This is a genomic window from Geotalea uraniireducens Rf4 (assembly GCF_000016745.1).
Taxonomy (GTDB): domain Bacteria; phylum Desulfobacterota; class Desulfuromonadia; order Geobacterales; family Geobacteraceae; genus Geotalea; species Geotalea uraniireducens.
On the sequence record NC_009483.1, the window covers coordinates 3298635 to 3317971 of the forward strand.

General features: G+C 52.3%; 19 protein-coding genes. 2 read left to right on the top strand and 17 right to left on the bottom strand.

Going from position 1 to position 19337, the window contains the following annotated elements:
• Nucleotides 1-92: 92 nt before the first annotated feature.
• The 6 genes from GURA_RS14450 to GURA_RS14475 form a co-directional block, all read right to left on the bottom strand.
• The gene (locus GURA_RS14450) at nucleotides 93-1565 is read right to left on the bottom strand and encodes a sigma-54-dependent transcriptional regulator (RefSeq protein ID WP_083764908.1); all 1473 of its coding nucleotides are present in this window, start codon (nucleotides 1563-1565) and stop codon (nucleotides 93-95) included.
• On the bottom strand, nucleotides 1540-2595 hold the full coding sequence (locus GURA_RS14455) for a two-component system sensor histidine kinase NtrB (protein WP_011939688.1): 1056 nt from the start codon (nucleotides 2593-2595) through the stop codon (nucleotides 1540-1542). Before GURA_RS14455 ends, GURA_RS14450 begins: the two co-directional genes overlap by 26 nt.
• A 286-nt stretch (nucleotides 2596-2881) precedes the next feature.
• Nucleotides 2882-4987 carry a CDC48 family AAA ATPase gene (locus tag GURA_RS14460; protein WP_011939689.1) on the bottom strand — a complete coding sequence of 702 codons (2106 nt, stop codon included), beginning with the start codon at nucleotides 4985-4987 and terminating at the stop codon, nucleotides 2882-2884.
• A 284-nt stretch (nucleotides 4988-5271) separates the two neighbouring features.
• Nucleotides 5272-5853 carry a hypothetical protein gene (locus tag GURA_RS14465; RefSeq protein ID WP_011939690.1) on the bottom strand — a complete coding sequence of 194 codons (582 nt, stop codon included), beginning with the start codon at nucleotides 5851-5853 and terminating at the stop codon, nucleotides 5272-5274.
• 3 nt (nucleotides 5854-5856) lie between these two features.
• Nucleotides 5857-6129, bottom strand: a complete 273-nt coding sequence (locus tag GURA_RS14470) for a hypothetical protein (RefSeq protein ID WP_011939691.1) — start codon at nucleotides 6127-6129, stop codon at nucleotides 5857-5859.
• Nucleotides 6130-6460: 331 nt separating this feature from the next.
• Entirely contained in the window at nucleotides 6461-8110 is a 1650-nt protein-coding gene (locus tag GURA_RS14475; RefSeq protein ID WP_011939692.1) for a methyl-accepting chemotaxis protein, read from the bottom strand.
• Nucleotides 8111-8307: 197 nt separating this feature from the next.
• Between GURA_RS14475 and GURA_RS14480 the strand changes: the two genes are divergently transcribed.
• Nucleotides 8308-8910, top strand: a complete 603-nt coding sequence (locus tag GURA_RS14480) for a flavin reductase family protein (RefSeq protein WP_011939693.1) — start codon at nucleotides 8308-8310, stop codon at nucleotides 8908-8910.
• Between the two features lie 182 nt (nucleotides 8911-9092).
• Here GURA_RS14480 and GURA_RS14485 read toward each other — a convergent pair whose 3' ends face one another.
• From GURA_RS14485 to amrS, 9 genes are all read right to left on the bottom strand, one after another.
• The gene (locus tag GURA_RS14485) at nucleotides 9093-9791 is read right to left on the bottom strand and encodes a spermidine synthase (RefSeq protein ID WP_011939694.1); all 699 of its coding nucleotides are present in this window, start codon (nucleotides 9789-9791) and stop codon (nucleotides 9093-9095) included.
• Nucleotides 9792-9855: 64 nt separating this feature from the next.
• Entirely contained in the window at nucleotides 9856-10341 is a 486-nt protein-coding gene (locus GURA_RS14490; RefSeq protein ID WP_011939695.1) for a GreA/GreB family elongation factor, read from the bottom strand.
• Between the two features lie 133 nt (nucleotides 10342-10474).
• Nucleotides 10475-10795 carry a hypothetical protein gene (locus GURA_RS14495; RefSeq protein WP_049818927.1) on the bottom strand — a complete coding sequence of 107 codons (321 nt, stop codon included), beginning with the start codon at nucleotides 10793-10795 and terminating at the stop codon, nucleotides 10475-10477.
• 42 nt (nucleotides 10796-10837) lie between these two features.
• Nucleotides 10838-11458, bottom strand: a complete 621-nt coding sequence (locus GURA_RS14500) for an HAD family hydrolase (protein WP_011939696.1) — start codon at nucleotides 11456-11458, stop codon at nucleotides 10838-10840.
• Nucleotides 11459-11542: 84 nt separating this feature from the next.
• Nucleotides 11543-11860, bottom strand: coding sequence for an HNH endonuclease (locus GURA_RS14505; protein ID WP_011939697.1), 318 nt, complete (start codon nucleotides 11858-11860; stop codon nucleotides 11543-11545).
• A gap of 92 nt (nucleotides 11861-11952) precedes the next feature.
• Complete coding sequence (gene rnhA, locus GURA_RS14510) at nucleotides 11953-12396, bottom strand: ribonuclease HI (RefSeq protein ID WP_011939698.1); 444 nt, start codon at nucleotides 12394-12396, stop codon at nucleotides 11953-11955.
• The gene (locus GURA_RS14515) at nucleotides 12386-13039 is read right to left on the bottom strand and encodes a lysophospholipid acyltransferase family protein (RefSeq protein WP_011939699.1); all 654 of its coding nucleotides are present in this window, start codon (nucleotides 13037-13039) and stop codon (nucleotides 12386-12388) included. The genes rnhA and GURA_RS14515 overlap by 11 nt, the downstream gene beginning before the upstream one ends.
• 115 nt (nucleotides 13040-13154) lie before the next feature.
• On the bottom strand, nucleotides 13155-14891 hold the full coding sequence (locus tag GURA_RS14520) for a PAS domain-containing sensor histidine kinase (protein WP_011939700.1): 1737 nt from the start codon (nucleotides 14889-14891) through the stop codon (nucleotides 13155-13157).
• A 61-nt stretch (nucleotides 14892-14952) separates the two neighbouring features.
• Nucleotides 14953-15966, bottom strand: coding sequence for an AmmeMemoRadiSam system radical SAM enzyme (gene amrS / locus GURA_RS14525; protein ID WP_011939701.1), 1014 nt, complete (start codon nucleotides 15964-15966; stop codon nucleotides 14953-14955).
• 888 nt (nucleotides 15967-16854) lie between these two features.
• Between amrS and GURA_RS24695 the strand changes: the two genes are divergently transcribed.
• Complete coding sequence (locus GURA_RS24695; RefSeq protein ID WP_011939702.1) at nucleotides 16855-17007, top strand: TFIIB-type zinc ribbon-containing protein; 153 nt, start codon at nucleotides 16855-16857, stop codon at nucleotides 17005-17007.
• Nucleotides 17008-17087: 80 nt separating this feature from the next.
• On the opposite strand, the gene GURA_RS14530 is transcribed toward GURA_RS24695, so the two are convergent.
• Together GURA_RS14530 and rodA are read right to left on the bottom strand one after the other, a co-directional pair.
• A complete protein-coding gene (locus tag GURA_RS14530; RefSeq protein ID WP_011939703.1) occupies nucleotides 17088-18218 on the bottom strand; it encodes a tRNA-queuosine alpha-mannosyltransferase domain-containing protein in 1131 nt (376 codons plus the stop codon).
• Between the two features lie 18 nt (nucleotides 18219-18236).
• Nucleotides 18237-19337, bottom strand: a complete 1101-nt coding sequence (gene rodA / locus GURA_RS14535) for a rod shape-determining protein RodA (protein WP_011939704.1) — start codon at nucleotides 19335-19337, stop codon at nucleotides 18237-18239.

Sequence of the window (19337 nt, forward strand, 5' to 3'; positions counted from 1 at the left end):
AAATGTATTTATTGCTAAAAAAACTCTGAACCAGTTGATATATCGTGCTTTTCATTCGATAAAATAATGGTACATCCATTCATTCCAGACTATTATTCCTGAAAGGGGAAGGAAGCTCCTCCCCTTTCGGGGAAATGCTTCCCGCCTATTGGATTCCTGTTTCTGGCAGACCTGATCTGGCCTATCTTGGTACGGAGCGTCTTCGGGTCAATGTTCAGGAACCGGGAGACCCTGACCATATTAAGGTTTGATCTCTCCATTACATTCCTTATCACGGTCTCTTCGAGCCGGTCGCTCCACTTTTTGATCAACGCCTTCAGATCAAGAGAGCCCTCCAGCAGCCCCTTCTCTATCTCTTCCTCGACCTTTATCCCCGGGAAATGGCAATCCTCAGCATCTTCCGGCAGGGAAAAACTGCCCTTCCTGATGTATTCCGGCAGGTGTTTCGCCAAGATATCTCCGTCCGCAAGGATAACAGCTGACTTCACGACGTTTTCGAGTTCCCTCACGTTTCCGGGCCATGGATAGGCATTCAGGAGCAGCAAGGCTTCCTCGGAGATATTGGCCGCATTACCGAATTCTTCGGAATAGGCGGCCAGGAAATGACGGATCAGGACGTCCACATCCTTTACCCTATCCCTGAGGGAAGGTATCGCTATCGTCATCTGGCTGAACCTGTAAAAGAGGTCCTTCCTGAACACTCCGTTGTTAATAATCTCCGTAAGGGGGATGTTACTTGCCGCGACTATCCTGACATCCACTTTAATTGCCTTGGTGCCGCCGACCCTCTCGATCTGCTTTTCTTCGACAGCCCTCAAGAGCTTGGCCTGATTGGAAGACGAGAGGTTTTCAACTTCGTCTATGAACAACGTTCCTCCATGGGCCCTTTCGAACTTTCCGATCTTCCTTTCGGTGGCCCCTGTAAACGCCCCCTTCTCGTGTCCGAACAGCTCGCTTTCAATGAGCGTCTCCGAGAGGGCGGCGCAGTCCAGTGGAACAAACGGCCCGCTGCGTCTCTTGCTTTTCTGGTGGATGGCCCTGGCAAACAATTCCTTCCCGGTTCCGCTCTCCCCCTGGAGAAGGATGGTAATGTCCGAAAGGGCGAACTTATCCACCAATCGAAAGACTTTTTTCATCTGGGGGCTTGAACCCACAATGCCGCAATGGTCGTTGCCGGCAATGTTTCTTGCACTTATCACCCCGTTTATAAATCTTTTGAAGTCGTAATGGTTGAAAGGCTTCTGGACGAAGTCCATTGCACCCATCTTGATGGAGCGGACCGCGGTTTCGATACTCCCGTAGGCCGTCATCATCACGATAGGGGTTCCCCTGACGGCGTCCTTCATATCCCTGAGCATGTCCATGCCGTCTATATCCGGAAGGTTTATATCGAGCAGAATGATGTCGGGAAGACTCTCTTCCAGCACCCTCTTCATGGCCTCCTTGCCGGTTGTTACCTGCTCTATTTCATAATTGTCACCGGCGAGAAGCCTCGACACTATCTTTCCCACATCCTTCTCATCATCAACCAGAAGAATCCTATGCATTTTCATCTTTTCTCCCATCGGCCGGAAGAAGAATAGAAACGGTTGTCCCTACGCCTTCCTTGCTGGTGACCGTAATCCTGCCGTTATGCTCTCTGACGATGTTCCTGACAATGAAGAGCCCAAGACCGTTCCCGTTGCACTTGGTAGTATGGAACGGTTTGAAAATCGTCTTCATATCCTTTTCGGATATCCCGATGCCGCTGTCCGTAACCTCCACAAGAACCGCGTCCTTTCCGTCGAGATCAACTCTCTTTGCCGCTACGGAAAACTTTCCTCCGTTGGGCATCGCCTCGATTGAGTTCTTGACCAGGTTCAGAAATACCTGCTTCAAGCGATGGGGATTGCAGCATACTATCGGAAGATTATCCTCGATGGATGCCTCGATCACCACGCCGTGCCCCTCACATTCCTTCTCGACAAAGTGCAGGATCTGTGAAAGGCTGCTGCAGATATCGTGAAAAACGATCTGTTCTTTATTGGGCCTCGAAAACTCCGAAATGTCTTTCAACAACTCGTGCATCCTGTCGATGTTTTCCATGACCACCTGGCTGTACATGGTCAAATCGCCGCCCATCCTTGTCAGGTGGTCGTTAAGGAATCGCATGGTGGATTTCATGATCCCCAGCGGATTCCCGATTTCGTGGGTGATGCAGGTGGCCAACTGTCCCATGGCAAAGAGCTTTTCCGCCTGCAGAAACTTCTCCTCCAGCCACATCCTTTCCGACAGCTCTTCCATGAGGACGATGATCCCGTCCGGCGTAACGGATGTTGCGCTTTTCATCACGACCCTCAGGTCAATACCGTTGTTCAGGCGAAGCCTGCTTTCCCTTCTGCCGACCTCCCCCCCCAAAACATCTTCCATCATCCCCTTGAGAGTATCGTCCGGGACAATTTCGGAAAAGGGCCTGTTCAGAATTTCTTCGTCGATTGAAAAGAGATCCATGAAATCGCTGTTGGCCGCTTGAATGCGGAACTCACTCCCGAGGAGGAGGGCCGCCATGGGTATTGCCTCGAAAACATGCGGGAACAGCAGGGATACTTCATTCATCAGTCACCTCGTTGCGCCCCTGAAATCTTTCGACAATTATTCACGCAAAGCCGGAACGCAAAGATATCCAAAATCTGAACAAGACGCAGATCAAATCAAAAGACATCGCACCCTCCCCCGACCCCTCCTTTAGGCCCTTTGGGTCCATCAAGGGAGGGGAGCATTAAAGTCCCCTCGCCCCTTGTGGACCCATATTGCGGGCCTAAAGGAGAGGGTTAGGGTGAGGGGAAAGTGCGGATGTAAAAACTGGACAGTGCTGACTCTTTGTGGTGAAAAGTTTTAAGATTTATCTGCGCCCTTCCATGAAGACTTTCATCGCCTCCTGGAAATGAGCTGCGGATATTTTCAACGTCTTGGGATCGTCTGCGCCTTTCTCGACGAACTCGCAGATTGCAATAATGGTAGCTTTTCTGCACAGGAACTCTATATCGGCGCCGACCAGTCCTTCCGTTTCAGCGGCAATGGACTTCAGATCAACGTCCTTGAGAAGCGGTTTGCCTCTCGTATGAACCTTGAATATCTCCAGGCGGGCATCTTCGCCGGGAGGCGGGATCTCGACGAGGATATCGATGCGCCCCGGCCTCAGGAGAGCCGGGTCTATGATATCCTTTCTGTTGGTGGCGCCGAGGATGAAGACCCCCTTCAGCTCTTCGGTCCCGTCTATCTCGGTCAGGAGCTGGCTTATGACCCGCTCCGACACATGGGAATCTCCGCCCCCTCCCCTTGCAGGAGCAATTGCGTCCATCTCGTCGAAAAAGAGTATGCAGGGGGCTGACTGCCTCGCCCTTTTGAACACCTCCCTGATAGACCGCTCCGACTCCCCCACATATTTGGACATGAGGGCCGGCCCCTTGATGGAAATGAAGTTCACCTTGCTTTCCGTGGCGAGAGCCTTGGCAAGGAGAGTCTTTCCCGTCCCGGGAGGGCCGTAGAGAAGGATACCCTTCGGCGGCTTCACCTTGGCGAATTCGTAAAGGTCTGCATGCACAAGGGGCCAGACGACCGCCTCGTTGAGCTCTTTTTTCACATTTTGCAACCCGCCCACTTCATCCCATGTCACATTGGGGATATCCACGAAGAACTCCCTCATGGCTGTCGGCTCTATCTCCCCCTGGGCTCTCATGAAATCCTCCATGGTCACGTTCAGCTCCTGAAGGAGTTCATAAGGGATCTGCTCAAGCTCAAACTCTATCTTGGGAATGATCCTCCTGATTGAATTCATGGCCGCTTCCCGACAGAGGGCCTCCAGGTCCGCCCCTACAAAGCCGTGGGTTACCTGGGCAAGCTTCAGCAGGTTCACGTCATCGGTGAGGGGCATTCCTCTCGTATGGATATCGAGGATCTCCATCCTCCCATTGACGTCGGGGATTCCTATCTCCAGTTCCCGGTCGAACCGCCCGGGCCTGCGAAGGGCCTGATCAAGGGCGTTGGGAATATTCGTGGCGCCGATAACGATGACCTGCCCCCGCTCCGCCAGGCCGTCCATCAGCGCAAGGAGCTGGGCCACAACTCTCTTCTCCACTTCCCCGGTGACCTGCTCCCTTTTCGGAGCGATGGCGTCGATCTCGTCGAGGAATATGATGCTGGGGGCGTTTTTTCTTGCCTCCTCGAACAGGTTCCGGAGCTTGGCCTCGCTCTCGCCGTAAAATTTGTGGATTATCTCCGGTCCGCTGACGGAGTAGAAACTGGCGTTGGTCTCGTTGGCCACCGCCCGCGCGATAAGGGTCTTTCCCGTTCCTGGAGGGCCATGCAGAAGGAGCCCCTTCGGCGGATCGATCCCGAGCTTTTCAAATATCTGCGGGTGCCTCAGGGGAAGCTCTATCATCTCCCGGACCTTCTGTATCCCCTTTCCCAGCCCGCCGATATCCTCGTAGGACACCCTCGCCTTGGTCAGCTTGGCCCCTTTTTCCTCTATCCTTATGAGCGTCTGCGGATTTATCATCACGGCCCCGGTCGGGATGGTGTCTGCAACCGTGAAATCCTGATACCTCGATCCGAACACGGTTGCCCTGACCCGGTCGCCAGAAACTATGGGAAGTCCCTCCAGAAGCCGCCCGACGAATTTTGAGTCCCTACCGGCCATTCCGGTGACGACCGGCGACAGGACCACCTTGTTGGCCGCCTTACACGCCACCTTTTTAATATGGACCTTCTCGCCGATCGCGGTGCTGGCATTACTCCTTGTGAGACCATCTACCTGGATCAGCCCCTTTCCCCGAAGGTCCCTGAACACAGGCATCACCCTGGCCACAGTGGGCTTTTTGCCGGTTATCTCCACCACATCCCCTATCTCCACCTCCAATTTGGTGAGGACCTCGGGATCTATCCGGGCAATCCCCCTCCCCACATCTTTCGGCAGAGCCTCCGTGACTTTCAGGCTGATCTCGGACATCTTTTCCTCCATTCCAGTAAGTTTGCAATCGGGCGAGGCAAGCTTCGTCCATGCTGTCCATATGTTTATCCACCAATATCAATAACGAGGCTGACTGTGGATTCAGGTCAGCATTGTCCAACTAGTTTTTGCATCCGCATTTCCCCCTCACCCTAGCCCTCTCCCACAAGGGGCGAGGGGACTTTAAAGCTCCCCTCCCTTGATGGGAGGGGTTGGGGGAGGGTGCATGTGCTGGTTTGTATGGCTTGGAGTCAGTGCTATTTTTTAACCGGACACGACTGGATTCAGGTCAGATAAATCACCTTGATATCCTTTGGGAGCCTCTTCTCGACTTTGTGCATGGCTCCTATGAACAATACCCCCGTCTCCCCCTCTTCGAGTGTATCGGAAATTCTTTTGGCGATGAATTCATCCCTCTTTGCCAAGAGTCCGTTGCTGTTGCTCCTGAATGCGTCAAGCCTTCCCTTGCCCCCCCTTGCCCCGGGTTCAGCGATTATCGCCTTGATTTTTCTGTGTTCCTCCAGGAGCAGGTTCGGATCCTCTGTCCCGATGATTGCCGCACCTTTCTCCACCAGTTCCATGAGGAGCATATGATTACGGCTCCCCATGCCGGCCAGTTCCTGCACGATGTCAGATTCCTTTCCGCATACCGGAAGCCCATCCTGATAGAGTTTTGTTCTGGCATAGTCGAGAGGCATGGCGAGGAGCCGCTTTCTGATGGTATCCCAGAGTTGCGAGATAAGCCGCAAGTGTTCGAGCCACTTGCTCTTTCCGTACCGGGCGAGGAACTCATTCCTCACATCCTCGGATAAGGACCCCATGTCCACCTCGGTATGGATTATCGGTATGTATACGAGCCGGCGCACCGGTCAACCCCTGTAATGGGAAAGTTCCAACCCTTTCAGAATCAGTTCCCCCGCCTCTTTCCTTTCCGTCATCACCGTCTTGCAGTTCAGGCAACTGTTGCTATCGTCGGAGAAGTCGGAACAGTTCAGCAAAACCGATATTTCCTCGAGATTTTCATGAACCAATGACTTCTTTTCCGCTGCCGAATCCGCCACGTTGATGGTCTCGGTGAGACAGAAGATGATCTGATCCTGCTTTTTGAAGTAGGGGCAATCGATGTTAATAACTCTTCGCATACGGCTCCTCCCCATTCAGATCGAATTGCACATAAGCAATTAACCGTAAATAGTTAAAATGTTTTCACATAACAAATAAAGCATAGAAGGTTGTATCGGGTTGTCAAGGGACTTCGCACCATGGATGTTGAAGTAACTGAGAGGCAAGACGCAAAAAAATATGGGATACAAGGCAGGACTTATGGAAGGGATGCGGTCAATTTAAAGCGCAGAATAATTCGTCCAGGCAATCAGGATGGCGCATATTTCAGGCAGAGACCTCCGAGATTTCAGAACTCCCGGAGGTCTGTTCATACGCCGGTTTGAATGCGAATCGGATCGAGTCCGGGCATTAGGCAACCAGCTTGAAATGCCCGACCAGACTTTGCAGTTCCTCGGACAAGTGTGAGAGTTGCGATGCCGCATGGGCCGATTCCTGCGCCCCTTTGGCAGTCTCGTGTACAACGCCGGTAATCTGCTGGATGTTATTGCTGATCTCAGCGGTGGTGGCTGTCTGTTCTTCGGCAGCGGTGGCGATCTGATTGACCTGCATGGCAACGCTGTTAATCTGGTCGAGGATATCCTGCAAGGCCTGCCCTGACTTGGCAGCTTCGAAAGTTCCATTCTCAACCTCTTTCACACTTTCCTCCATGATGCCGACTGCCCCTTTGGTTTCATTCTGAATTGCATTGATCATTTCTCCTATCTCTCTGGTAGCCTTGGTCGTGCGCTCAGCCAAGGCCCGCACTTCGTCGGCGACAACGGCAAAACCACGCCCCTGTTCACCGGCACGCGCCGCTTCTATGGCCGCGTTCAGGGCCAAAAGGTTGGTCTGATCTGCAATGTCTTCAATGGTGCCGATGATTTCGCCAATCTGGTCCGATCTGTCGCCGAGGCCCTCAATTGTTTTGGCAGTATCTCTGACCCGACCCGCTATCCGATTCATGACCTGGACCGTCCCTGCGACAACTTTCGCTCCGTTCATCGCCGCTTTATTGGCCTGCTGTGAGCCCTGCGCTGCCATGTTGCAGTTCTGCGCTATCTCGGTAGAGGTTGCCGCCATCTCTTCGCCGGCCGTGGCCACCGTTCCTGCCTGGGCCGCCACCTCCTCAAAACCGGCAGCCATCTGCTCCGAGGTGGAAGACAATTGACCGGCGGCTGAAGCCACCCGGATGGTATTGTTGGTCACCTGCGAAATAATGCTGTGGAGCTTGTCTATAAATATATTGAACCACGATGCCAATTCGCCGATTTCATCCTTACCCGTAATTTTGATCCGTTTAGTCAGGTCCCCTTCTCCCTGGGCAATATCCCGCAGCATATCGACAACCCTGGCAATAGGTTTTGTGACCGAATTGGAAACAATAATGCCCACCGCAAAACTCAAGACTGCGGACAAGATGATCAAAGCAACCATGAAAACGAAAGCCTTGTGGTATGACGCCATATCCTCTTTGAACATGGTTTCACCTTCATTTACATTGTCTGCGACCAGTGCAACAGCCGCCTGGGCCGGTTTTTCATAAAGAGGGGCAACAGAGTTCGTCGCATACTTGACGGTTTCACTATCCTCTCTCTTTCCGGAACCGATTTCCATTCTTGCCATCTCAACCAGCTTGAATCCTTCAACCGTATACCGTGCAAACCCCTCTTTAAATTCATTAAGATGAGCACGTTCGTTAGCATTCAAGTCGTATTTTTCCAGCGCAGCAATATCTTCTTTAATTTTATCGATCCTCTTCTTCATATCCTCGACTTTTAATTGAAATTTTGCCGAATCGCTCAGGGACAACATATAGACAAGATTCAGGCGTATATGGAGAAAGTTCTTTTCTATTTCGGAAAGCCTTGCCACATGCTTCAGGCTGGTATTTGCGTCCCCTATGGAACCGCTCAACTCTCGCATGTTGATCAACCCCACCGCCCCGACAATGCAGAGCGCAACGCAAAAACCGACAATCAACAGGATCATTTTTGTTTTGACCTTTAAATTGGAAAACATTTTCGCCTCCTTTGTAATTGTTTTACTCTAATAGTTTTATCGGCATTGAATCGCACATATTAAATATTATTTTTTAACTGCTTGCAACCATACACAAGTCGATGCCTTGTCAGCCTTGACAAGCTGATATCATTCATATTTTTTTCTGCTATAATCCCGGCAGCAACATTTATTACGCTCATCCGAGGAGGAAACCCATGTCGAAAATATCTCTTGGCGCCAAGACCCTGGCTGCGCCAACGCCAGCCTGGCTGGTGGGAACCTATGACGCAACCAACCGACCGAACCTGGCAACCATCGCCTGGGGCGGCGTCTGCTGCTCTGATCCACCGGCCGTTGCAATCTCCCTGCGTAAATCACGGCACTCCTACGACGCGATTACGGCGCGCAAAGCCTTCACCATAAATGTGCCGTCAGAGCAGTTTGTGCGAGAAGCCGACTATGTCGGCATAGTCTCCGGCAGAGATACCGACAAGTTCGCTGCCACCAGACTCACCCCGGTCGGAAGCACCTTGGTGGACGCGCCCTATGTGGCAGAGTTCCCGCTGGTTCTGGAATGCCGCCTGATTCATACAATCGAGATCGGCATTCATACCCAGTTCATCGGCGAAATCGTCGATGTCAAAGCCGCAGAAGAAATCCTCAACGCGGAAGGCCTCCCGGATGGGGAGCTGGTTCGTCCCATCGTCTACGACCCGGGGACGCGCAACTACTTCGGTTTAGGGAAGATTCTCGGCAAGGGGTTTGTTATCGGCAAGGAATTGCGTACGGAATCGGGCGGGACATCGGGACAGGAATAACGGGGGAGATGGATCGGCAAGGAAGGTTGATCCCATAAAAAGCATTTTAGCCACGAATTGTCACGAATTTGCACGAATATACAAGCTCTTGTGATCACCAGACTGGTGACTGTCATTCGTGGCTAACTGCCGTTTTGGGGTTAATAAGTAATAAAAAAACCTGCTTCACGCAGGTTTTTTTATTACTTACCCTTCGCCCGTGGCGAATTCAGCCTCGCTACAAACACCACGTGCCTGAGCCCACCACGGCCCGGCCGCTCGCTGGTCACCGTAAAGCCGGCTGCACAGAGTCGCTTGTCGAATTCGGCGTCGTAGTTTTCTCCCCACACAGCGAAGACTCCGTCCGGTTTGAGGGCGGCGCGCGTATTTTCGATGGCCCTGCTGCCGTAGAGCGGGTCGTCGCGCTTGTGAGAGCGATAGTGGGGACCTTTGTAGAGGTCGAGGACAACGGCGTCGAACCCCTCTTCCCCGCTGCCTGTTTTTGACCTGCGAATCAGGTCGGCAACGTCGGCAATCTCTACGCTCACCCGGGGATCTGCAACGGCGCTGTCCGTAAGGCCTGCCAAAGGTCCGCGGCACCATTTCTCGACAACCGGATTCAGTTCGGCCACCACTACCCGTCCGGTGTTCGGCAGTGAGTCGAGGACAGCCTTGAGCGTGTACCCCATCCCCAGGCCGCCGACCAGTACCCGCGGGCTTGCCTGGCTCTTCAGGTGGCCGCAAGCGAGTTGGCCGAGGGCCACCTCGGAACGGTGTGCCGAACTGTTCATCAGCACAAGCCCCCCCACGGTGATGAGAAAGTCGCGCTCGCCGCGTTGGCGCAGTTCGAGGATACCTTCTTTGGTGCTGATACTGTCGACGATTATCCAGGGTTGAGCCATGGTAAAAACCTCGGGTAATAAAAGTAGAGCTCTACGACTCTTTAAATTGACCGTTTACTTCTCGTCAACAGACCTCGACAATTTCGAATACAGATTTTGCATTCCCTCTGCCCACTTCCACACTGTCACCCGCTATCTTGCCGATCAGGCCTTCTCCAAGCGGAGAGTTCGGCGTGATGACAATGGTTTCAACGCCACCATCTTCCACTTTCAAGCCGCCCGCCTCAGGACCGATAAACACCGTCTTTTCCACACCGTCCCCGGCCTCCAGCGTTACTAACGCAGTCAATCGTATCGGAACATCTTCGGCAAAATGTTGCAATGACAGTTTTTTATACGTATCCAGGGCGATCTTGATTTCCTGTGCCCGATTCGCCTGCCCTTGGGCGACGTACGATGCTTCCAGGCTTAACGTCTCATATTTGTTGTCAGGAATATTTTCCTCATGAATAGAGGCTTCATGGGCTGCTTTTGCAGCGTTGAACACAACAGCAAAATCCGCGGAGAGTTTTTCGATAATGAGGTAAAGGATACGTTCTTTTTTCGTCATGAAATGGCTTTGACAAACTCCCTTTTAGAAAAATAAAAGAACCACAGAGGTAATCCCTGTGGTTCAGGTGCAGTTCATATATACCATTAGTACCCTTCCGGCGGCAATTCCTTTTTAGCTGCAACAGCAGGTTTCACTTCTTTCTGTCCGCTTTGATGTGGAGCCCGCAATGAAGGCAATTACGAAAGTAGAGAAGGGTCAAACCGTTCATGTGAAAGTAGTTTCCGCACCGGGGACACCTGGCTACGGCTGACATGGTTACGGCTATACAGAGGATGACAAGCCAGGCAACAAACGCTGCCCCGGTAATCCTGATCGATTGTGTCTTTACGAGAATCAACTGCATCGCCGGCAAATAAACGAGAATCACTCCCCACAAATACCAGCGTCGCCTGCGGATTATGCTGAGCCCGGGACTGAATTTCAATAAATCGACGGTCGGGTTCTCATCCAAAGTTGCCTCCTGATTATGCGCATGCCGTCAACAATCGCAATGCTAAAGAAGGGTCAGTATTTCATCATGCCGATCGATGCGGGCAAAGGCCGGCATGTCGGCTTTGTAGGCAATAAAAGGGACACCGGCAGCCTCGGCGGCTTGACGATCCACATCGGAATCACCGACGAACAAGGCTTCGCCGGGAGCAATCCGGTAGTGCTCCAGCACCTTCAAAAGCGGCTCAGGATGCGGCTTGGGGTTTTTCACCCTGGCCGCAGTCATGACGCAGCCAAAATAGCGGTTGAGGTCAAAGGACTCCAGCACCAGGTCCATGGAGGTGGTGCGGTTGGTGCAGACCGCCAGCTCCACCTTCGGCTGAAGCACATTGAGGGTCTCGCGGAACCCTTCCTCCATAAGCATGAAGGGGACCAGTTCCCGGTAGTCGATGGTCCCGGCAAAGGCCTGGGCCTCTACTCGCCGGTCGTCACCGGCAAAAAGATAGGCCATCACGTCGACATTGGCGTAGGTGTGAAGCACCCGCATGGTCTCTGCGTCATTACGGTCCAGAGGGAGCTTGTCGAACCGGGACAGAATCCGCTCGTAAAAGGCGAAGTTCGCCTCAAAGGAATCGAACATCACCCCGTCGCAGTCATAGATTACAACTTTATATCCGTTTTTCACCCGTATCCTCTCTGTTCAACATAGAAACCAGTGATAAGCAATAGCGGGATCCGGAACCAGGTATCTGGGACCTGCAAAAACTTCTTAATCGTTCCCCGTTCCCCGTTCCCCGTTCCCAATTTTTTGCAGGTACTCATCCCACTCGATGGGAAGCATGTGCTTTTTCCGGTTGTTGCACTCCTTGCAGGCCGGCGCCACGTTCCCCCGGCTACTCTTGCCGCCGCGGATGATGGGGACGATGTGGTCCATGGAAAGCTCATCAGGAGGAAATGTGCCGCCACAGTAATGACAGACACCTTTGGCCAGACGGCTCTTCCACCACTGGGATTTGCGCAATTCGCGGGCCTTCTCCCGCTCCCGCTTGATCTCCTGCTCGGAGACTTCGATGATGAAATAGTTCATAAGGTCCGTGAGTCGTAAGTCGTGAGTCGTAAGTCGTAAGAAGTAAGTCGTGAGAAGTAAGTGTGAACTACTCACTTCTCACGACTTACTTCTCACGGCTTTCTGCCTTTAAACACCTCTATCGCGGCCCTGGCCAACTCGTCGCACCGCTCGTTCTCCGGATGGCCGTTGTGACCTCGCACCCAGGCCCAGCGGATCTTATGGATCTTCGACAGCGCCAGCAGCCTCTCCCACAGTTCCCGGTTGAGGACCGGCTCCTTTTTGCTGTTGACCCACCCCTTTCTGATCCACCCTGACATCCATTCAGTCATCCCTTTTACCAGGTACTGGGAATCGGTGGTCAGGACCACCTCGCAAGGTCGTTTGAGGGACGCGAGGGCCTCGATGGCGGCGGTCATCTCCATCCGGTTGTTGGTGGTGTCTCCATCGGCCCCGGATAGTTCCTTGACCGTATCGCCGTAACGGAGGATGCTCCCCCACCCGCCTACGCCGGGGTTGCCGCTGCATGCCCCGTCACAAAAAATCTCAACCTTCATTTATATAGGCCCCTTCAGTTTTGAGGAGGTCGGCAATTGCCGCCATAACCCGATCCACTATCATCTGGTGGGTCTCCTTGCAATCGGAAAGCTCGTACAGGTCGGAAAAATCCAAAGGCTTGCCGAACACCACGCAGGCGTCCTGGCCGAAGCCGGGAAATTTCCAGCGATTGAGCCCGACAAGTGCTGTCGGGACCACGACAGGTCTGGTGTCGTAGATGATCTTGCCGACACCACGGTTCCCCTTCCCCAAAACGCCATCCTTGTGGCGGGTCCCCTCGGGAAAGAGCATGACCTTCTGGTCTTTCAACAGATCGTTTATGGCCTTTCCCGCCCGCACATCACGGCCGCGCTTAACCGGGAAAGCCCCCCACGATGAATAAAGCCAGCGCTGGAAAGAACTGGTGAAGAGCTCCTCCTTGGCCGGCGCCCAGAGCATCTGCATGGGATGTTGTCGAATGACCGCCCAGGGGAGGAAAATGGTTTCATAGGCTGAGATGTGGTTGGATACAAGCAAGACCGCACCGGAAGAAGGGATGTTATCACTCCCCTTGATGCGGAACCGGTTGATTGTCGAGGCATAAAAACCGATGACGTAGGCAGAAAAAGTGACCCAGAAACGGCGCAGGTATGAAACCTTCAAGGGGACCTCTACACTTGGAGATATTTGGAATGTCCCTTTATAGCATGATTTACGAAGGGGGGGCAAGCGTGCAGAAATACATTAGCTGGTTAGAGGAAGAGCTCTCCTGACAAATCTACTTGAGGGTAAAGTAAAAGGTCGCCCCCTTGTCCACCGCGCCTTCACCCCAGACTCTCCCGCCATGGCGCTGGATGATACGCTGCACCGTTGCCAGGCCGACACCTGTACCGGGGAAATCATTTTGATTATGGAGACGGTGAAAAGGTTGAAAGAGGTTGGTAGCCTTATTCATGTCAAAGCCCGCGCCGTTATCGCGGATAAAATAAACGGTTTCGCCTTCTTCTTCGACCACGCCGAATTCGACCATTGCTTCGTCACACTTTTTGGTATATTTCCAGGCATTGCCCAGCAGGTTTTCCAACGCCACCATCAGCAATTGGGGATCACCATAAGCCGTCACATTCGGAGTGATGTCAAAGTCAACCCGGCGCTCCGGCTCAGCTTGTTGAAGGCCGGCGGCAATTTCCCGCACAAGCAGGCTGATATCGACTTCCTCACGCTGCATTTCGCTGCGCGTCACCTTGGACAAAGCCAGCAAGGCTTCTACCAGCTCTTCCATCTGTTCGCACGCCTCGTAAATAGTCCTGACAAAATATCTGCCGTTCTCATCCAGTGTATGAGAATACCCCTCGATCAGTGCCTGGCTGGAGCTGTATATCCGCGTCAACGGTGTGCGCAAATCATGAGAAGCCGAATAGCTGAACGCCTCCAGTTCCTTGTTTGCAGCGTCAAGCTCGGCAGCATGCGCAGACAAATCCGCATTGAGCTTTCTGATTTCGTATTCCGCCTGCTTGCGCTCGGTAATATCGATGACAATCCCGATTAGTCCGGCCAATACACCGTCGCTATCGGTATACGTAGCCTTGTTGAAGATCACATCCCGCGAGCAGTTGTCAACGCAGGGAACAAAGGATTCATAAACCTGGACGCCGGGATTGGCGAACAGCTCCCGGTCCATTTTATCGTACATGACGGCAATTTCATCCGGGAACAAATCGAATACCGTCTTGCCGATGACCTTCTCCTTTGTCATGCCGCTGCAATGCTCGAATGCCGTATTGCAGCCGAGAAAAACACCCTGCGTATCCTTGTAGAATATGGGGCTGGGTATGGTATCTATAAGCCGTTGTAAAAGGTTCGCCTGCCGTTCGAGGGCAGCTTCCGCCTGTTTGCGATGCGAAATATCCCGCACCACCTCGATGCCGGCGATAATCTTCCCCGTCTTGTCACGCAGAGGCGACGATATGATCTCCACGTGCGTCGCCTCTTGTAAACTTGCCCCGCTCGTCTCACGTCGATGGATCTCGCCGTCCAGGAATGACTCGAGCAGGTGACATCCCTCGCAAGGCTGGTCCTTCTTATTATAGGCAGAATAGCAGTACTCACCGACGTGATCGCCAACCAATCTTTTGTGCGCCTCGTTCTGGAAGAGGATTTTAAAATCCGTATCCTGGATACTGATCCCGTCTCCCATGGCCGAAACAATCGCAATGGTCTTCTCAGTCTCGTCCTCGGCCCTTTGAATCGCCGCCTGCAGCGCCTTTTCCAGCTCTTTTCGCTTGTTTACAATATGCCTGGTGTAGAGCATAAACGCGAAAAACACCATGCTTGTCAGCCAACGAAAGCCGATTTCACGTGAATCGGGAGAGAACAACTGCTGATAAATGGTTCCTTCTCCATAAATAAGGGCATCCATCACCGAATCGGCCACCCAGAACATCAGCACCAGAGTGACCGCAACCAGTATTATGCGTTCGGGGTGTTTTTTGTTGTTTTTGGAGTCATTTCCCACTGTAGCAATCCCGTATCAGGTTCATGTTTTGCAGATTTATTAATCAGAACAAGCAGTTGCTCTACGTCCAGATGCCGTCCACGACGAAAGCGCACTTCGGGCATTTCCCGTCTTGAAGCAGGTTTGAATCGATGGCGTAACCGAAGCGGCGGATAAGAAGTTCGCCGCATCCCGGACAATAAGTGCTTTCTCCACCTTCACCCGGGACATTCCCTTCATAAACATAGCGCAGGCCGGCATCGAGCCCTATCTGCCGGGCACGGCGCAGGGTCGCTACGGGAGTGCGCGGCTGGTCCAGCAATTTGTAAGTAGGATAGAACTGGGTCACGTGCCACGGGACCTCAACGCCGACCTTTTCGGCAATGAAACGGGCAATGCCCAGCAAATCCTCATCGGAATCGTTCCAGTTCGGAATGACCAGGGTGGTCAGTTCGATCCAGATACCCTGTCTTTTATATTCGACGATGGATTCGAGCACCTCATGGAGCATGGCATGAACCACCTCACGATAGAACCGGTCGGAATAACCCTTAAGGTCGATATTTGCCGCATCCAGATAGGGTCGGATATGGGCAAGCGCTTCAGGTGTAATATAGCCGTTGGTTACAAAAATGTTCTTCAGGCCTGCTGCACGGGCGAGAACGGCAGTGTCGTAGGCGTATTCATAGAATATGGTCGGCTCCGTATAGGTGTAGGCAATCGACGTGCAGCCGGTTGCCAGCGCCTTTGCCACGATATCAGCCGGAGCCAGGTCAATCCCGCTTATATCCATCACCCCTGCGCTTGACTGGGATATTGCGTAATTCTGACAATGGAGACAGCGGAAATTGCAGCCGACAGTAGCAATGGAATATGACCTGCTGCCTGGAAGAACATGGAAAAGCGGTTTCTTCTCGATGGGGTCCACATGTTCGGCAATGGCCTTGCCGTAGACGAGAGTGTAGAGAGTTCCGGCTCTGTTCTCCCTCACCATGCAGATGCCCCGCCGGCCGGCAGAAATCAGGCAGCGGAAACGGCAAAGACCGCAGCGAACCTTTTCATCCCCTACTTTTTCATAAAACATCGCTTCTTTCATGGTCTCCTCCTGTCGCGTAAAACAAAACGGAAAAAACTGAAGCGTGCCCTTTGTCGCCCATCCTACCACGTACCCAACAATAATCCATCAGCAGATCAAACGTTTCCGCAACAAACGATTACATTACAGAATCATTATAGTAGCATTAACAGAACATCGGCGCCAGAATTTTCAGTAGAAAAATGACGCCACAACAACACCTTCATTAAGGCATCATTACACCGACTTTCTTAAATTATTCCAACTATATCATCCCTACCCCGTTTGACCAGAGATCGGGGCATGCTTATTCTCACGGATTCACCGGTGATTAAACATCAACGCAGTCTGTCAAACATGTCCAAACCCAGCAGTGTCCGGTTTGTTTTTTGCTTACGTCCCGTAGGGACAGAATGCTGGTAGCCGGGGAATTTATTCCCCGGTCGTGGTAAAATCTCATCACGTCACGTACGTGACGCAGGGAAAATTAGGAATCTGTTCCGGGGGATGAATCCCCCGGCTACATGCGAACGCCCCTAATGGGGCTAAAAAGCTTGATGCAAAGACCAAACCGGACAACGCTGGTCCAAACCAGAGTTTAAAAATAAGACAATAAATTATTTTCCTGTTTGTAACATTTCTTTTGCATATGCAACGTATCGATTGCGACAATATCCATAATTTTGTTTTATTTCGGATTTATCCAATGATAATAACTGCTTACACCTTAACATCATGTTATTGCCTAATATAGTCTATCAGCTGTTCTAAAATACCGACCTATTCCACACTGCAACAACAAACCGTAAACTACTGTTTTATTTAGTTTTTTTAAAATATTCTCCTTGCGGATATACTTTCGATAATTTATATTTCAAAACGAAGGTAACGACAAAGGAGAGAACAACAATGAATTGCCCCCACTGCAAAAGCAGCAACAGTATCGAGATCGACATGCATTCTGACGGATACGCCAAAGATATCCTCGAATGCACCTCGTGCGGTGCTGTCTGGATCAATCACTTCGGCGCCATTACGCTGTTGAACAAGAAAGCAGCTTAATAAGAAACGCCGGGAATAAACACCCCGGCGTTTCTTTCCTGCCAAACCTTTACTGACTCTGTTTACGCCACGGAGTCCCCTCAACAGTTGGTGCCGTCCGATACCAGCCGCTCGAAGAAGTCGTCGTACTCGGGCGCCATCCTTTGCCAGTCATAGCGGTCAACAAAGCCCGTCAGCGGTTGCCGACTCGCTTCTCCACAATTGCGCAGCAATCCCTCCAGTTTCACCCCGAGATCAGCAGTATCTTCGTAAAAAAAACGGGAATGGTGTTCATTCGGTATATGCTCAGGATAGGCGAGCCGCTTGGGCAGCAAGGGGTAACAATTGCAATATATCGCCTGCACGACACTGGCGCCGAAAAAATCATGTCGCGATGTGACCGGAAGAATATCGGCCAGCCACAACCATTCGGCATAGTCGGCAAAGCTTTTCACGAACCCGAACCGGACAACCCTGTTTCCCATTCGCTCCCTCACCTCACGAAAAATCGCCGGGGCATCAGAGAAACTCTCACCGAGGATTGCCACCTGAAAATCCAGGCCGGCGGCGGCTGACCGTTCGAGGACAGCAAAAAACTCCTCCGGGTTCTTGTCGTATTCCCATCGATGGTTCCACAAAATAAGGGGCGGCTTTCCGTCGCCCCTTTCAATTTTTGCCGGACGATACGGATCGAACCTGCGCAAATCCATCCCCAGGTGCAGTACCCGGCATTTTTGCCGGATCATTTCCACTGTGCCGAGTTCATTTTTGTCCGGAAACGATTTAAGGAAACGGGGGAGCTCATCGACAAAGGAATGGAAATGATAGGAGGAGTTGAACAGCACTGCATCTGCGGCCAGAGCGCTTGCAAAGTTGATGAACGCGTAGTGCGCATCCCTCTTCAGCGCCTGGTCGCGGTCGTCAGGTGACCAGGGATAGGTAAGCTGATTTTCGTGAAAATAGAGTGAGGTTTTACACTGTGCCGACTTGCCCCGTGTCAGGGTCAGAAACGTCGTCAGGTCGAGCATATCGGTGGCCAGCAGCAGGTCGGGGTGAAACGAAGAGTCAATAAATTTGCGCGCCAGGGTCACGGCACCGCCATGCATCCGCCATTTCCAGTGTCGGCCGGGAAGGCTCAGGATCTCAACCTGGTGGCGGCTGCAACCGGCATATTCCCTGGCCCATGACGCATGGGAGCCGGTAAAATATGGTTCCAACAAGGTGATTTTCATACCTTATCTACCCCATCATCAGAACATGAACCGGCGCATGCTTATGTTGAGCAGTATCCCCACACCGACCATGGAGGTAACCATGGAGGTCCCGCCGTAGGAAAAGAACGGCAACGGTACGCCTACCACCGGGAATAGGCCGATCACCATCCCCATATTGATGACGATGTGCCAGAAGAGCATGGCGGTAACCCCCACAGCCAGCATACTGCCGAAGCTGTCGTTGCACCTCAGGGCAATTTGCAACCCCCACAGTACGAGAAAAAGATAGAGGATCAGCATCACCAGGCAACCGACAAATCCCCACTCCTCGGAAAAAACCGAAAAAGCGAAATCAGTGTGCTGTTCGGGAAGGAACCGCAGCTGACTCTGGGTACCGTGCAGGAAACCTTTGCCTATGATTCCACCTGAGCCGACGGCTATCTTGCTTTGGATAATGTGATAACCGCTCCCCAAGGGGTCCTGCTCCGGGTCGATAAAGTTGATGATTCTATTTTTCTGATAATCGCGCAGATAATAATGCCAGCCACCATAGATAATCGGCAGAGCTGCAAGGATCACGGCTACGATTGCCGTCCACCTCACCCTTACATACATGAGCATGGAACAGGCAATCAGCGAAACCAGTATGGCTGTCCCCAGGTCTGGTTGCTTCATGATAAGAAGTGCCGGCGCGCCGAGGATGAGCAACGGATAAAAGAGGTTTTTCAGGGTGAGTCCGTTAAAAACCGGGTATCGGTTGAAAAATCTGGCAAAGGTTATGATGATGACGATCTTCATCGGCTCCGACGGCTGGATGTTGAAAAAGCCCAGATGCAGCCAGCGGGTAGCTCCCATGGATGTCTTCCCGGCCAAAAGCACCAGCACCAGGAGCAGCACCACCCCACCATAGACCCAGTAGGCGATATCCTCCAGGAGGTGATAATCAAGGCTGCAAGCCACGACGCAGAGGAGCACGCCGGCAACTATCCAGTAAATCTGCTTGACGAAATAAGTGGTGCCGACCTGCATGTAGGAGGCCGTTGCACTATAGATATTCAGCACGCCGATGGCGGAAATCAGCAGCACCAACCCCAACAGCGTCCAGTCAAAATTTGTAAACAACCTTCTGTCAAACAT